Origin of the sequence: Type-D symbiont of Plautia stali (assembly GCF_001485335.1) — a bacterium.
Lineage (GTDB): Bacteria > Pseudomonadota > Gammaproteobacteria > Enterobacterales > Enterobacteriaceae > Pantoea > Pantoea vagans_C.
In genome coordinates this window covers 1-14,727 of record NZ_BBOC01000103.1, presented here as the reverse complement: position 1 = coordinate 14,727, position 14,727 = coordinate 1, and the positions used below count along the sequence as shown (strand labels likewise).

Sequence of the window (14,727 nt, the reverse complement as noted above, 5' to 3'; positions counted from 1 at the left end):
GATAATCAATACTATTGATTTAGGGCTGATTGGGAATACAAGGATGAGTCGATACGTTTGTTTTATCTAATTTTTGGCTGTATTACGACGGGCATTTTGGGGCTGGTTGCGTTTATCTATATTGACGCTGAGCTAACATATCAGGCCGATCTTAAAGCCTGTCCTTCTGTGACACCACAGCAGGTCGTGGCGGCGGTGGTTAAAGATATTACGCGCAAGGAGAGTCGTAGATTTGGGCAATATAGCCTGAGTTCAGTCGATGTGAAGATCGACCGGGATGATGTTCAGATAGGCCCTACAATTGCAGGCGGACCCTTTAGCATTACGACCAATCCGGGCCATGAATACTTTGCGATGCCTCGGTGTTCTGATCTGTCTGATATAGAGTACGGCGATTGAATTTAGCTCATATCGTCATGCACTCGTGCAAAGGTGAAAGGGGAAAGCATCCAGATGCGGGTTTCTGGCCCGCGTTTAATGACAGGAAGATGCCCATCAAGTGGCAGCTATGAGCGAACAGCGGAAATGTACAGGGCATCACGGACCTTACGAAGTCTTGTTCACCATTGAACCGGTCAGTGCGTCAGTTAGGTGCTAAGCTTTAGCCAAAGTTTTAGTTATTCTTGAGAAGTTGATTTGAATTGAATTTTTCAGGATGGTAAATGATGCAATTTAAGGCTGTTAGTAACATTACGATATCTGCATTAATGTTTGCGTTGGCGGGGATGATTGTCAAATATGTCTCTTACAAAATGGATATTTTGTCCTTGGTCTTTTGGCGCAATGTGTTCAGCTTTATTCTTGTATCTTTTGTTGGTCTGGTGTCTGGGAAGTTCAGCTTAAAATCTGAAAGGAAAGGCCTCCATGCACTTCGATCATTTTTTACCTTTTGTGCATTGATTACCTACTTCTATGCTGTTAAACATACTGAGTTGAGCACTGCAGTATTGCTTCAGCAAACATCACCAATATTTGTCCCAGTCATTGCACTGCTGGTACTTAAGAGAATGTCAGATCGCTATGTTTGGATAGGAACTATCATCGGATTCATTGGTGTGGCGATGACCAGTGGCGTGGCGACACATAGCATCAATGGTGGTGATTTATCAGGCATCATATCTGGAGTAATGGGCGGTGCCGCAACGATCACCATATGGATGATGTCAGACACAGAAACCCCTTTTAACCAAATGCTCTTCTTTTCTCTCTATACCTTAATATATTCGATGGTATTTCTTCCATGGGTATGGGATTCATTTAGTCTTTCACTTCTTCCATTGCTATTTATGCTTGGGGTGGTTACCACTCTCGCACAATACTTTCTGTCTACTGCATGTTCGTATGCGTCAACTGATAAAATTGTGTCTTGGACTTACCTGTCAGTAATATTCGCTGGTTTATTTGGTTATGTTGGTTGGGGAGAGAAATTATCATTTAGCATGTTGTCTGGAATGATATTGATTATCATCGGAGCCAAAATCACCTTAAAAAGAATCTAGCTAAAGCATCTTTAATAATCCTGGTACACGCCGTCATTCGTACTTTATTCATTATGCAATGTCCGCTTTTGGCACAGGCAGTGTGAAAACTCGGATTGCTGACAGAGAGTCACGCGTTTGGACGATTTCTTAGAAAATTTGCATAGAAAGAGGATGCAGATTTTACGTAAAAACGCTGGTGTCAGCATCTTTTGAGTTCACGTCTCAAGCTTAAATCGTTTTCACACAGCCTGGGCACACAGCAGTCGTTCCGATGTATGGCCTTACGCCAGCCAGCGCTTCCGTATTTCAGTTGCACAATTGAAAGCTAACTTTGGGCGTATAAAGAAACTGGCCCTGAACTGGGCCAGTTGATCGACGTCTGTTTCAGATGTGAAAAGCGATACGTTTGCCAGTCGGCAGCTCAATATCAAGGCTGAGTTTTCCTCCCATTGCCTCAATGTAGCGCTTGAGCGTTGCTAACTTCAGCTCGTTCCCGCGCTGTTCCAGCTGCGTGATAGCCGGTTGGCTGATCCCCATCGCTTCTGCCACATTTTTCTGCGACAGTTGCAACTCTTCACGCATCATCTGCAAGCCCGTTTCGAGGACCATCTCGTCTGCAATTTCACGGATGCGTGCCTGGCTCTCAGGAGAGCGTGCGGCAATTGCATTGTCCAGCGTTCTAATTTCTTTCCCTCCATCGTTTTCAGGTGCGCAGTGAATTCGTCATCAGCGATGCTGATCATGCGCTCATAAAATTTTTTATCGTTACTTTTATCGCCGACACAAAGTATGATTGCCCGGCGAATCGGGTCGAAAGCAGAGAATGCTCGAACCGGTTTCCCCGCGTACTGCAAGCGCAGCTCTTTCATATTTTTGTGCCGGGACCCTTTAACAGTGTCTGCGTAAGGCCGGGACAGCGACGGACCGTAAGTCTGCAAATTCAGCAGGTCCGCAAGTATCTTCTCCTGCAGACCTTCTTCCTGTTCTTCCAGCCAGGCGTCAAAAAGGTTCCCGAATTCAACCGTCCACATAGCACGCCTTATAAGTTACAGCTTATAGAGTATATGATATAAGCCACAGCTTATGCAGTCAAGACGGTTACCTGTATTTTGCAGGCAGGCTTGAGGCAAGGATAATGCGGCTGATATGTATTTATTTAACCCTCCCCCGGCGTGGCAGTTTGTACTGCGTCTAAATCGCCTCTTCACGAGCCATGCGTCATTTCCACCGCAGTAAGATCATACAGGAAAAGGAAAAGCCACACCGGCAATACATATCTGTATCAATGTACCCCGAGACTTCTATATTTAATCTCTCAAATGCAGTTTGTGTGGACCAGCTGAAGTAAAGAAAAGCCCGGCAGTGGTGGCTACCGGGCTGGGCACGATCCTGTGCCAAACATTTTTCCAATGAGAGCAGGTCCATATCACAGGGAAGTAATAGAGACATTTAGATAATAGACTAAAATTTCCCTGATGCATGAGAAGCGGAAAAAGCGTGGTTTTTGAGCATTAATGCTCGTCATAATCCCCGGTATTCATTCGTACGACTCGATGGTGCTTCTGTCTGAATCTCTTTGTTAATACTGTAAATCAAGGGTGTCTCGCCGGTTATATTAATGAGCTCATAGATTCAGAGACTTATCAGCCCGTCCCATCGATAAAAGCTAATGTGAAATTCCGACATCAATTTTGAAAACACCTTAAAAGCCCGGTCTGACTGCCACTCCTGTTGACTATGAAAGTAAGCCTGCATTATAAATGATTAGTAACTTTAATGTATTGCAACCCAGGTTCAGATCTTAGAGGAGAAGCCATTATGAAGTTCACCTATTATCTCAGTCCTGCTGAAGACGATAAGGGGTTCCGCTTTTTACACAACGCTACCTGCAAGATCTATCTGCAAAATAAAGAAACCATGTTTCCGCTTGGCAGACACGAGCAGTTCAGAGTTGTGCTCGATATTGCGAGAGGAATGGCCAGAAAAGTGACGCCCTGTCCCAAATGTGTCCTCAGAAGAAGGCTGTATAACCTTGCGCCATCAAAACGGGTTCCGGTCCCTGTACGTCATTCAGATAAAAAGTAAAGCGGCACATCGGCACTCTGCAAATCATGAGCATCAGAATGACTGTCGTGCTGAGTGCCTGTTCTGAGATGCCAGGTTCGAACAGACACTCTTCCATTCATTATATGCTCAGTTGGCCTCAGCGCTTTTATCGGGCGAACGGTCATCGTCTGAAAGTAATGACGATAAGCTTTCCCCGCGTAACTCAATGTGCCTGATTGGGAACGCAAAGCTGATTTCCCGCTCTTCAAGCGCAGCCATCAGGTTCAGGTTGATTTCCTGCTGAATATCCATGTATTTGTTGTAATCAGCGTCCAGCACGAAGTACACCACTTCAAAAGTCAGCTTCGAATCTTCAAACGCCAGAAAATGCGCGCGATCGAATCGAGTCGCGTTGACCGAGGAGATGATATCCCCCACCAGCCCTGAAACCTGACGCACTTTTTCAGACGGCGTTTCGTAACTGATCCCGAATTTAAAGACGATGCGCCTTTGCTGCATTCTCTTGTAGTTGTGGATCGTCTGCTGCAGCAGAATAGTATTAGAACAGATGACCTGCTCGCCGCTCAGGCTGCGAAGACGAGTGGTTTTCAGGCCAATATGTTCGATGGTACCCGCAATGTTGCCGAAGACGATAAAATCCCCGTGTTCGAAGGGCTTATCAAATCCGATGGCCAGTGAGGCAAAAACGTCGCTGAGAACGGTCTGAATGGCCAGAGCAATGGCAATCCCCCCGACCCCCAGACTTGCCACCAGCGCGGTAATATTGATGCCCATGTTGGACAATATGGCAAGGAAGGTTACGACCCACAGCATGATCCTGAGGAGTACGCCGAGTATTACGGTCGTGACGGGATTGCGGATGTGTAGCGGGTCGCGCAGCAGGCTCTGCAACCAGAGGCGAATACCGCTATCTGTCCATAACGCGAGCTGGAACAACAGCGCCAGGAACCATCCGTGCCCGACGGCATTTTCCCAGGAATCCGGCAGGTCAATAAATTTGAGAGAGATTAAAAATGAAAATATAAGCAACAACAACTGACTGGTATGATTGAGCAACTCGACAATAACGCCAGCCAGTCTGATATTCCGGCCTTCAGAATAGCGAGAAATACGCCGTGAGCAGAACTGAATAACGCTCCTGAGTATCACGTAAATAACTATGGTACCAATCAGAATTGTAGCAACCATTAGCCAGATATCAGGATTTAAAAGTTTATCCTGAAGGTATTGATAAGATACTATTTTCTCAATCATGTATTCCTCATAAAATGCCCGAACTCATAAAAACCATATTAAGGCTAGCAAGAAAATATGAATTTTCAATGAAGTAGTTCTTCCTGGCGACAGAGTAATCGCTTAAGACTATTTAAAAATTTTATATCAAAGAGAATCGGTGCTCAGACTTCACACAAGCGTTTTATGTTCTGCTATTTCTCATCCGGATAAGAATTTCATGTTTGAAATCGAATCGCGGGCTCGGTGAACCTCATCCGGAGTTATCTCTCTGAGCGTCATTCTGGTGATGGATAGGGGTATCTGGACCGAAACACAACACTCCAGCAGACGATCACCATACATCGTACCTCTCCTCTGGTCGTGATGGCAGGGCATGGGGAGAGATGGTAAGGTGCGCTTTTTTATCATCCGGACGATAACGTTTTATGAAAAAACTGTTCCATTCCCCGCTGGCACCTGGCTTATTGCTCATTCTGCTCTCTGTTACTGCAGTCGTCATGGAGAACACTGCCGCCGTAGGTGTCTATCATCAACTGGTCCACGCTTCAGTGGGGGGATGGCCGGCTGAAAAGCTTGTCAATGACGTTTTGATGAGCGTTTTCTTTTTGCTTGTCGGCCTTGAAATTAAGCGTGAACTGCTCTCTGGCAAGCTTTCACAGTGGGATCAACGCGTTCTCCCTGGCGCCGCAGCACTCGGAGGAATGCTGGTTCCCGCGGCCTTCTTTATGTTTTTTAATCAGGACAATCCTCAGGCTCTGAACGGCTGGGCCATCCCTTCAGCCACTGACATTGCGTTTTCTCTGGGGGTGCTCGCCATGCTGGGAGACAGAGTCCCCCCTTCACTCAAGGTGTTTCTGACCGCACTGGCTATCATTGATGACTTGGGTGCGGTGATCATCATCGCGGCCTTTTACACTCACAGCCTCAGTATGATGATGCTAGGAGGCGCTGCAGTGGTCACGTTATGCCTGATCATCATGAACAAATCAGGGGTGAAGTCGCTGTCTGCTTATTTGGTCACTGGCATTTTACTGTGGTATTTCGTTTATAACTCCGGTGTTCACGCCACCGTAGCTGGCGTCATTCTGGCGCTTTGCATTCCGCACTCCGCCAGTGCTCGTGCGCAATTTTCCCCACTCACTCGCCTTGAAGTCAGGCTCTCGCCCTGGGTTGCTTTCCTCATCGTGCCGGTGTTTGGTTTTGTGAACGCCGGGGTGAATCTGGAGGGCATTTCTGCTGAACAGATCTTTTCCCCCGTTCCGGTGGGCATCGCACTGGGGCTGTTTGTAGGTAAACAACTGGGCGTGGCCAGCGTTTCATGGTTGCTTATCAGGTTACGAATGGCGCGGTTGCCTGAAGGGGCGACGGCCATCCAGTTTTATGGCGTGGCCATTCTGTGTGGAATAGGGTTTACCATGAGCCTCTTTATCGGAGGTCTGGCTTTCCCGGGCGATAGCGTTCTGCAAAGTGAGCTTAAAATCGGTGTACTGGCAGGCTCATTATTGTCGGCGATTGCCGGGCTGATTTTTCTGAAACTGGCGACACTCCGTCGCGTGAGTGAGCAGGTAGAATAATTGTTCTGTCGTCTCTGCCTGGCCGGTAATTCGCTTGCATCCCTGCATTCCGGGAGTTCCCGTGGATAACATTTTTCAGCACGCGCCATCCAGACTGAGGGTCATTATCCACCTTTGTGGCTTTCTGGTGATGCTTTACAGCCTCACGATGCTAGTGCCGGCTCTGATTGCTCTGTTTAATCGCGATCGAAGCTACCTGGATTTCTTATCAACGTTTGTACTTTTCTTCAGCGGGGGTGGGGGGTGTGGGTCATGACCCGTTCTCCCGGATTGCAGTTGCGCACTCAGGATGGCTTCATCATTATTGTGCTTTTCTGGTTGCTGTTTTCGATCATCAGCGCCATGCCCTTCTGGCTGAATGATTCGCTGGGTTTCAGTTTCGCCGATGCCATGTTTGAGGGCGTGTCAGGCATTACGACGACGGGAGCCACCGTTGTTGAAAGTGTCAGTTCCCTCCCGAAAGCTTATCTCCTGTACCGTGCCCAGCTGAATTTTATTGGCGGACTGGGGGTCATTGTTCTCGCTGTGGCGGTGCTTCCCTTGCTGGGCATTGGTGGAATGAAACTTTATCAGTCCGAGATGCCCGGTCCGTTCAGGGAAGAGCGTCTCACTCCCCGCCTTGCAGATACCGCTAAAAGCCTCTGGCTGGTTTATACCGCCCTGGGTGTCAGCTGCTCTCTGGCTTACTGGATAGCAGGTCTACCGATTTTTGATGCTGTATGTCATGGGTTATCCACGGTTTCCCTGGGAGGATTTTCCACCCACAGTGAAAGTCTCGGCTTCTACAAAAGCCATGCTGCTGAAATGGTTGGCGGGGTGTTTTCACTGCTGTCCGCGCTGAATTTCACACTCTGGTATATGGCGCTGATAAAACGGACGTTCAAACCCTTCAGAAATAATGCAGAGCTTCGCTTTTTCCTGACGGTTGTGGCGGTTATCGTGCTAATCACAGCCTGGCAAATCTGGCATGCCGGTATGTATAACGTTACTGACAGCCTGGTCCATGCCTTCTTCCTGACCAGCTCGATGATAACGGATAACGGTCTGGCGACAGCCGACTATGCTGACTGGCCCTCACATACCATCATCTTTCTGTTAATCGCCAGTTTTTTTGGCGGATGTGTGGGTTCAACCTGCGGTGGAATTAAAGCGCTTCGTTTCCTGGTACTTTTTCGTCAGAGTCGACAAGAGGTACATCAGCTGGCGCATCCACGCGCGCTCCTCAGTGTCCGGGTGGGCAACAGCGTGGTCAGTGACCGGGTGCTTCGTTCTGTCTGGAGCTTCTTCTTTCTGTATGTTTCGGTGACGGTGATTCTGGTCTGGCTTCTGAACATGATGGGCTATGATCTTCTGACCTCCTTTGCCACCGTTGCTGCCTGCATCAACAACATGGGACTTGGCTTCGGTGAGACGGCATCAACATTTGGCACGCTGAACGACACGGCTAAATACCTGATGTGTGCCGCGATGCTGATGGGGCGTCTGGAAATCTATCCGGTGCTCATCCTGTGTTCACGCTTTTTCTGGCGATCGTGAAAAGCCTCATCAATCATCTTTTGTTTTTTGTGAAAAAAGAGGCGCGCCCAGCGCCTCTTATCGATAACATTCGTGACTAGCGAACAATATGCAGGAAGTGAAGATGCTTCTCATACTGGTCGAGAATGTCGTGAATGATCTGCTCCTGCGTCCAGCCCATGACGTCATAGTCCTGACCGCCTTCTTTCAGATAAACCTCAGCGCGGAAGTACCTGTGCTCTTCATCCCGATCCGCGTCGGACATGCCCGCCAGCGCGAAGGCCGGCTGCATGTATGAGCGCAGCCGGACCTGATAGACAAAGTTCAGCTCGTTGCCAAGGTCAACTTCAAAGTGCAGCCCATCATCGGCATCGGTCAGGGTGTGCGAAACGGTGTTCTGTTTTGCCAGCTCCTGCTCAACCATTTCCATCGCGGGGTGGATCACCTCAGCCATGAAGCGTTTCACGTGTGAACGCTTCGGGAAGTAAGCGATGTTACGCAGCCTGCGCTGCCATGGGATGGGGTTGCGGGCAGCCGTGGGCGCAATGGTCGCGATTTGTTTGCTGTCACGCTTCCAGGCATCGACCCGAAGCGCCTTCATGAGGCCATAAATTGACATCAGCAGAATCACGGCGAAGGGAAGGGCGCTGGCGATAGTCACCGTCTGAAGCGCTTTCATGCCACCGGCAAGCAACAGCGTCACGGCCACCACGCCCATGAGCCCCGCCCAGAATATACGCTGCCATACCGGGGTCTGATCCGTGCCTCCGGAGGCCAGCGTGTCAACGACCATGGCCCCCGAGTCTGCGGACGTGACAAAAAACACCACAACCATGGCCATGGCGATAAACGACAGCACGGAACTGAACGGGAAATGCTCCAGGAAATTAAATAACGCCAGCGTCTGGTCAGACTGAACGGTCTCAGCCAGGTCTCTTGCCCCTTCCTGCATGATAAGCCAGATGGCACTGTTGCCAAAAAAGGTCATCCACAGCAGCGTAAACCCCGCAGGCACAAACAGTACACCGGTGACAAATTCACGTATGGTTCGGCCTCGTGATACACGTGCAATGAACATCCCGACAAAAGGTGACCAGGCCAGCCACCAGCCCCAGTAAAACAGCGTCCACCCGCCCAGCCATTTGCTGGACTTAGGCTCATAGGCATACAGGTTAAAGGTCTTCGTCACCAGTTCTGAAAGATAACCGCCGGTGTTTTCCACAAACGATTTCAGCAACAGTACCGTCGGACCGAGCGCACCGACGAGGATGAGCAGTAGCACAGCAAGGCTCAGGTTGATCTCGGAGAGGATGCGAATGCCTTTATCAAGCCCAGACACCACAGAAAGCGTGGCAAGCGCCGTGATGACGACAATCAGGATCACCTGCATGGTTTCATTGACCGGCAGGCCAAACAGGTGATTCAGTCCCGCGTTCACCTGCAGCACACCGTAGCCCAGCGACGTCGCCACGCCGAGCACGGTTCCGATCACAGCAAAGATGTCAACCGCATGCCCCATCCAGCCGTAAATCCGGTCACCGATAAGTGGGTAAAGGGCAGAGCGAAGCGTCAGCGGCAGTCCGTGGCGGTAGCTGAAAAAGGCCAGTATCAGCGCCACAATGGCGTAAATAGCCCAGGCATGAAGCCCCCAGTGAAAGAACGTGATGCGCAGCGCTTCTTTTGCTGCCTGCACCGTTTCAGGTGAACCGGAAGGCGGTGCCATGTAGTGCATCACGGGTTCCGCCACGCCAAAAAACATCAGCCCGATGCCCATACCGGCTGAAAAGAGCATGGCAAACCACGAGTGATAGCTGAAGTCGGGTTCGGCGTGATCGGGGCCGAGCTTTATATCCCCGTACCGGGAGAGCCCCAGATACGCGACCGTCAGCAGAATAAGCGCAACAGCAAGAATGTAAAACCAGCTGGCGTTAGCAAAGAGCGCGTTTTGCAGTGCGCTTAGCTGAATATCAGCCTTTTCTGGGAAAAGGGCGGCAAAAGCCACCAGGATAAAAATAAGCGCAGCGGATGTGAAAAATACCGGCGGATTGATATGGCTCCGTTTGGCCTTCAGGTCGGATTCGGGAGAGGTCATAACGTTCCTGTACAGATTGAATGAAGTCTAAATGTAACAATCAGTATGGAACAGTAAAACCCTTACGCCAGCAAGCGAACGCTAATTGACCAGTTCTGTACTTTCTTTCAGCCTGCTGCAGGGGCTAACCGCTGGTGCTGCTCCCGGGGGACGGTTCAGCAAACTCGCTGGCCAGACTCTCCAGGATCTGTTTATCGCCACTGTAAGTCAGAACCTGATTTGCCCGTTCAAGTGCCTGTCTGGAATGGCGCCGGGCCTCCGTTCCGTAACGCTCGGGTCGGACATTCGCCAGCGCCATCAGCGCCTTCTGTAGCCGGATATGTACCTCAACCAGGGCCGCTCCATCACGGGCGATAGGCGTAAAAATATCATCAAACAGGTCGCTGACATCAGCCTGCCGCAGGAAAAGCCGGAAGTGGGGCGTGTCTGCGCCTTTTGCCTCTTCTGGCTGGCTGAACAACCTGACAGCGCGGCCAATGATGTCGATGGCCGTTCCGGGATCGTTTACGGCGGGTGAAAGCGCGCGCGAGGCGATTTCCGACAGAACACTCAGCCCAAATCGCGGGTCCTGATCGAACGATCGCAGCTCTCCCACCGTGAAAGCCTTTCTCAGTTCACCTGACTGCTCCGGGGACAATGCCTGACGGCTCCACAGTAATGGTGACGTTAAATGGACAAAGGCGCCGGGCTGAGCGTTTAGGTACAGCCAGGTGCTGTGCTTTTCAGCAAAGTCAGAAAGCTGCTGCAGATCGACATGCTGCAGGTAACCCACGCAGTCTGGATACAGGGGGATATCAGTGCTGCGAACATCCTCGCCATGCCAGGGTGAGCATCCCATGCAGGGATCCCTTATCCAGGCTGCAAGTGCCGCTACCGTCGCATCTTCTACACGCTGGGACGTTTCCGCCATTCGTCCGAACTGCGCGAGATGCTGGATCCAGCGTAGCAGCGTGATGACGATCATGACGATAACCATCAGCGTGACAAAGAAAAGGACAACCCGACCCTGTGTACCGTATGCGCCCATACCCAGCGCCACTATACCCACAAGGCTGTAGAGGAAGGATCCTATAAAGGTAGCGAGAACGTTCTGCGTCGTGCGGTCTTCCAGAAGCAGCCGGGTCGCCCTCGGCGTCACGCTGCTGCTGGCTGTGTTATACGCAGACACCATGATATTCAGAGAGAAAGTGGTGACAGCCAGCATACTGGACGCAAGAATGCCGAGGATCTTATCCACGGCATCGGTACCAATGATGCCGGATACCGGTTCAGGGATAAAAGATTTAATGCCGATGGCGACCAGCGCCGTTAAAACGGCAAGCACAGCAAAAAGCGTACTTCGGAACCACAACTGTCGCGTCAGCTGACTCAGAACCCACTGCGTTTTTGACATCCCTGTATCCTGAATGTTGAGAGAACTTTAAAATTTGAGAAGATAAAAACTGCGCTTTCTCACGAGTGGCAACATTATCTTCGTTCCTGAATCTCTGTGGTGAATGGCAAGCAAGGCAGCCTATTGCCTGCCGTTTCCCGGGAGCATGCCACGCACGCCAGTTTTGCGTTTCAGCCACAGCGCGTTTTACGCAGCAACTTAGCGGCGTCCTGAGTAATCGCCTTAGCTGGCAAATCTCCTGTTGAAGCCTTCATGTGCTCAAGCTCATAAAGAATATTTTCTCTGCTGATGGGGAGCCCTTTTGCAGCCAGGGCAATGACAGCGGTTCCGATGGCACATCCAATCAGGCCTGTTCGGTCATGTTTTCGATGAGTCATAGCGTGATTAAGATTCTGTTCTGAGTGAACTTACAATATAGAACGAAACGGGAGGCTTTTCCGGTTCAAACGGGGGGCTATTACACCTGCGTATACACGAGCGTTATGTATACGTCACAGATTCGGGACTGGATGGTTTGTTAATTCACGACCTAATTTCCGGTAAAACAATACGAAGGCTGTCTGGAAGTAGCCTGCTGCGCAAACCCGAACGAATCGACCAGAAAGGTTACAGGGGGCGAATTCTTGAGGATAAAAACGGAAAACGGCCCAGCGTGCACATTGATGTTATTGAAGTCAGTCCTGACGGCAAATGGCTTTACTATGCGACGCCGACGGGTCCCCTCTACAGAATCCCCACCGCATCATTACACGATACCGGGTTGAGTAACGATGCACTGGAGAGGCGTATCGAAAAGTAGCGGATATTCCTTCTGTCGGTGGGTCCGCCATCGATGCTGCAGGAACTATTTATCTCTCAAATGTGGAGAAACGTTCGGTTGATAAGCTGCTGCCTGATGGCAGGCTGGAGACGCTTGTTCAGGATGAAAAGCTGATAACACCCGATGCGCTGGTCATTTCTGAAGGCTGGATTTATGTGCCCGCTCCCCAGATTGAATACGTGGCAGACAACAATAAAGGTAAAGATAAAACGCTTGGGCCCTGGAAAATTTACCGCTTCGTATATACTTCCTGATATATGTTTCGCTTGGTTTCTTTTTACTGCGATGGGGTAGATGCAGGACCATGAGAGCCTCTTTTTCTAGATGAGCTAGAATTAAAGAGATGTTTACGCTTTCAGACTGAAATCGACTTACCCAAACTTTCAGGAGATCAAATGGCTGACATAAATGAACGCATTGGAATCGTCGAGCAGGCTATTAATGACCTACATCTCGATCTTTATGCATCTAAGGTTGCCATCACTGTTCTGTCCTCAGTGATAGATAAGATGGGTGGTGACCCTGGCTTGCTGGCCAATTCATACGAACCAGAGAAAAGTTCGGCCCCCCTGGTGAAGTTCAATCACCCTGGTCAAGAAGACAATGCTGACGAAATCAGAAAAAGAGTTTTAGCTCTGTTATCGAATCCGGAATAAACGGTGTAACGAAGGGGGCATCATCAAGAAGATATGGGTAGAGCGTGTTGCGATTGAATTATTCTGCGTTCTCATGACTTTGGCTCCATCGTTTTCAGGCCCGGAGCGAGTTTGTCATCGGGAAGGCCGCGTTACCTAAAGCATAGAAAAACACGCTACTGCCGACCACCAGAATAGAGTTGTTGTGACCATCAACCATCGCCGCTGATGCGACAGACTTTATAAGACCCGCAAGTATTAAATTTATGCTTTCAGTTGAAGAAACAAAGCGTACCACCGAATAAAATATCTCAATTGTTTCATGAAAGAATGACAACATAAGCAGCAAGAAAAGGATTCAACATCCGTGACTACCGTAATGGCTGGGAAGAATATCGGACATTTATCTTCATATATCTGCACATAAAGGGTCAAACGAATACAAAAATCAATAAAGTGGGCATAAGCCCCACTTTATTGGATGCAACCTTTACTTCGAATTAAACAGTCAAAGTATTTAAATCAGGAAATCGTCTAATGACTTACCACCGTCAATTGCCGCTTTGATTACTGCCGGTGTCCGCCCTTGCCCGGTCCAGTTTTTTTCTTGACCATCTTCTACATACTTATATTTAGCCGGGCGCGGAGCGCGCTTTGCACGAACTCTGCGTTCAGGTGTCATTGAGCCCAGCAGTTCATTCGGATCTATGCCGTCCTTCAACAACAGCTCACGATACTTGGCCAGCTTTTCTTCTTTCTCTCGGGCAGCAGCCTCACTGGCACTGCTTTCTTCACGGCGTTCAGACACGACAACAGAGAATTTTTCCAGCATTTCTTCAAGATCGGAAAGCGCGATTTCACGGGCCTGCGCGCGCAGCGTGCGAATGTTGTTTAATGCCTTCAGTGAATCACTCATGAATATCTCCTGGTATCTTTTATCTAAACGGATTAGGATTTAAAAAATTAATCACTGTGAGATAAATGGGGTGCATCCCTACAGCATGCATATTAAAATTAAAACACAACTGAGTGTGTTTTAAAAGTCTTGAAAACGTTAAGTTATGACAAATTTTCATTTGAGATGAAATCCCTGATCTACATCGCTCATAATGATAATAACCTCGCACTTATCTGCGAGTCAGTACTAATTGATGTCAATTTTGCAGTCAAAGATTAAACTAGTTTCATGTTAATTATCATCTGCTCCCTACGATATGATTTCTGCATCAGCACTCTATAAATCAAATGACATTTCTACTTTTTAGGCGCATTAGCTCTGTCAAGGTAGAATTATTTCATGAGCTTTTATTTCGCTACATCCGCACATGAGGGGCTTACGCGGAGGGATTCTTCTGAGTTCAAATCGAGTCTGTTTTGTACAGGAGATGAGTAACATCCAGAAATCTGGCGCTGGATGTTACTCGTGTTCCTGAAATCAGGCAGGGACGGACAGGGCTTTTGGACTCCGCGCCCAGACCCGATGGGCTTTCATTGCATCGATAAAGGTATTGAGCACGGTGCTGTCTGAGCTTTGACCCGTTACAATGCCATCCTCATCCTCATCGTCTTTCAATGCAAATTGCGCTTTGAATCGCCGCGCTTCTCCGCTCAGGCCAATGACTTTAAGGTGCTTGTAAGCTTCCAGTAAAAAGTAGCGGCTGTCCCCGCTTAACAGCAGCGCATCAATATTACCGTCAGGTACAAACACCGCATCAAATGTCAGCGACGGCAGTCCGGTAAATGTCGCATCGACCGGCAATACCGAACCGTCATCAGCCAGAACCTGTCCCATGTGAGCTGCCAGCAATTTTGTGTGCACACCCGCAGCCTTCAGCGCCTGCAAAACCGCCAGAACATCGGCCGATTTCACGCCATCGCTTAACAGCAATGCAACCTGGCGGCCTTTAATATCTC

Annotated in this window: 11 protein-coding genes and 3 pseudogenes; 7 read left to right on the top strand and 7 right to left on the bottom strand. The window is 49.2% G+C overall.

Going from position 1 to position 14,727, the window contains the following annotated elements; genetic code table 11:
• Nucleotides 1–57 precede the first annotated feature (57 nt).
• Entirely contained in the window at nt 58–399 is a 342-nt protein-coding gene (locus tag PSSD_RS22870) for a hypothetical protein (protein ID WP_058973808.1), read from the top strand.
• 263 nt (nt 400–662) lie between these two features.
• Nucleotides 663–1,499: a DMT family transporter gene (locus PSSD_RS22865; protein ID WP_058973807.1), complete on the top strand. Its 837-nt coding sequence runs from the start codon at nt 663–665 to the stop codon at nt 1,497–1,499.
• Between the two features lie 366 nt (nt 1,500–1,865).
• Here the strand turns inward: PSSD_RS22865 and PSSD_RS22860 are convergent, their stop codons facing one another.
• Both PSSD_RS22860 and PSSD_RS22855 read right to left on the bottom strand, forming a co-directional pair.
• On the bottom strand, nt 1,866–2,165 hold the full coding sequence (locus PSSD_RS22860) for a helix-turn-helix domain-containing protein (RefSeq protein ID WP_058973806.1): 300 nt from the start codon (nt 2,163–2,165) through the stop codon (nt 1,866–1,868).
• Between the two features lie 2 nt (nt 2,166–2,167).
• Nucleotides 2,168–2,512 (bottom strand): annotated as a pseudogene (locus tag PSSD_RS22855) (type II toxin-antitoxin system RelE/ParE family toxin); the annotation flags it as partial.
• Nucleotides 2,513–3,299: 787 nt separating this feature from the next.
• On the opposite strand from PSSD_RS22855, the gene PSSD_RS22850 reads away from it, so the two are divergent.
• Nucleotides 3,300–3,566 (top strand): hypothetical protein, encoded by a 267-nt coding sequence (locus PSSD_RS22850; protein WP_058973805.1) that lies wholly within the window; start codon nt 3,300–3,302, stop codon nt 3,564–3,566.
• A gap of 108 nt (nt 3,567–3,674) precedes the next feature.
• Here PSSD_RS22850 and PSSD_RS22845 read toward each other — a convergent pair whose 3' ends face one another.
• On the bottom strand, nt 3,675–4,799 hold the full coding sequence (locus PSSD_RS22845; RefSeq protein WP_058973809.1) for a mechanosensitive ion channel family protein: 1,125 nt from the start codon (nt 4,797–4,799) through the stop codon (nt 3,675–3,677).
• A 410-nt stretch (nt 4,800–5,209) separates the two neighbouring features.
• On the opposite strand from PSSD_RS22845, the gene nhaA reads away from it, so the two are divergent.
• Both nhaA and PSSD_RS22835 read left to right on the top strand, forming a co-directional pair.
• A complete protein-coding gene (gene nhaA / locus PSSD_RS22840; RefSeq protein WP_058973804.1) occupies nt 5,210–6,358 on the top strand; it encodes a Na+/H+ antiporter NhaA in 1,149 nt (382 codons plus the stop codon).
• 130 nt (nt 6,359–6,488) lie between these two features.
• Nucleotides 6,489–7,894, top strand: a pseudogene (locus PSSD_RS22835) (TrkH family potassium uptake protein).
• Nucleotides 7,895–7,970: 76 nt separating this feature from the next.
• Here PSSD_RS22835 and PSSD_RS22830 read toward each other — a convergent pair.
• Together PSSD_RS22830 and PSSD_RS22825 are read right to left on the bottom strand one after the other, a co-directional pair.
• The gene (locus tag PSSD_RS22830) at nt 7,971–9,965 is read right to left on the bottom strand and encodes a BCCT family transporter (RefSeq protein WP_058973803.1); all 1,995 of its coding nucleotides are present in this window, start codon (nt 9,963–9,965) and stop codon (nt 7,971–7,973) included.
• Nucleotides 9,966–10,089: 124 nt separating this feature from the next.
• Entirely contained in the window at nt 10,090–11,358 is a 1,269-nt protein-coding gene (locus PSSD_RS22825) for a DUF2254 domain-containing protein (protein ID WP_058973802.1), read from the bottom strand.
• 861 nt (nt 11,359–12,219) lie between these two features.
• On the opposite strand from PSSD_RS22825, the gene PSSD_RS22820 reads away from it, so the two are divergent.
• Together PSSD_RS22820 and PSSD_RS22815 are read left to right on the top strand one after the other, a co-directional pair.
• Nucleotides 12,220–12,432: a hypothetical protein gene (locus PSSD_RS22820; RefSeq protein WP_058973801.1), complete on the top strand. Its 213-nt coding sequence runs from the start codon at nt 12,220–12,222 to the stop codon at nt 12,430–12,432.
• Between the two features lie 141 nt (nt 12,433–12,573).
• Nucleotides 12,574–12,834 (top strand): hypothetical protein, encoded by a 261-nt coding sequence (locus tag PSSD_RS22815; protein WP_058973800.1) that lies wholly within the window; start codon nt 12,574–12,576, stop codon nt 12,832–12,834.
• 496 nt (nt 12,835–13,330) lie between these two features.
• Here the strand turns inward: PSSD_RS22815 and PSSD_RS22810 are convergent, their stop codons facing one another.
• Both PSSD_RS22810 and katE read right to left on the bottom strand, forming a co-directional pair.
• Nucleotides 13,331–13,729, bottom strand: a complete 399-nt coding sequence (locus PSSD_RS22810; RefSeq protein ID WP_058973799.1) for an H-NS family histone-like protein — start codon at nt 13,727–13,729, stop codon at nt 13,331–13,333.
• A 519-nt stretch (nt 13,730–14,248) separates the two neighbouring features.
• A pseudogene (gene katE / locus PSSD_RS22805) lies at nt 14,249–14,727 on the bottom strand (catalase HPII); the annotation flags it as partial.

What these genes read in the sequence shown, in the direction of transcription:
- PSSD_RS22865 (WP_058973807.1), top strand. Translation starts at nt 663, where the DNA reads ATGATGCAATTTAAGGCTGTTAGTAACATTACGATATCTGCATTAATG.
- PSSD_RS22850 (WP_058973805.1), top strand. Translation starts at nt 3,300, where the DNA reads ATGAAGTTCACCTATTATCTCAGTCCTGCTGAAGACGATAAGGGGTTC.
- nhaA (WP_058973804.1), top strand. Translation starts at nt 5,210, where the DNA reads ATGAAAAAACTGTTCCATTCCCCGCTGGCACCTGGCTTATTGCTCATT.
- PSSD_RS22830 (WP_058973803.1), bottom strand. Translation starts at nt 9,965, where the DNA reads ATGACCTCTCCCGAATCCGACCTGAAGGCCAAACGGAGCCATATCAAT.
- PSSD_RS22825 (WP_058973802.1), bottom strand. Translation starts at nt 11,358, where the DNA reads ATGTCAAAAACGCAGTGGGTTCTGAGTCAGCTGACGCGACAGTTGTGG.
- PSSD_RS22815 (WP_058973800.1), top strand. Translation starts at nt 12,574, where the DNA reads ATGGCTGACATAAATGAACGCATTGGAATCGTCGAGCAGGCTATTAAT.
- PSSD_RS22810 (WP_058973799.1), bottom strand. Translation starts at nt 13,729, where the DNA reads ATGAGTGATTCACTGAAGGCATTAAACAACATTCGCACGCTGCGCGCG.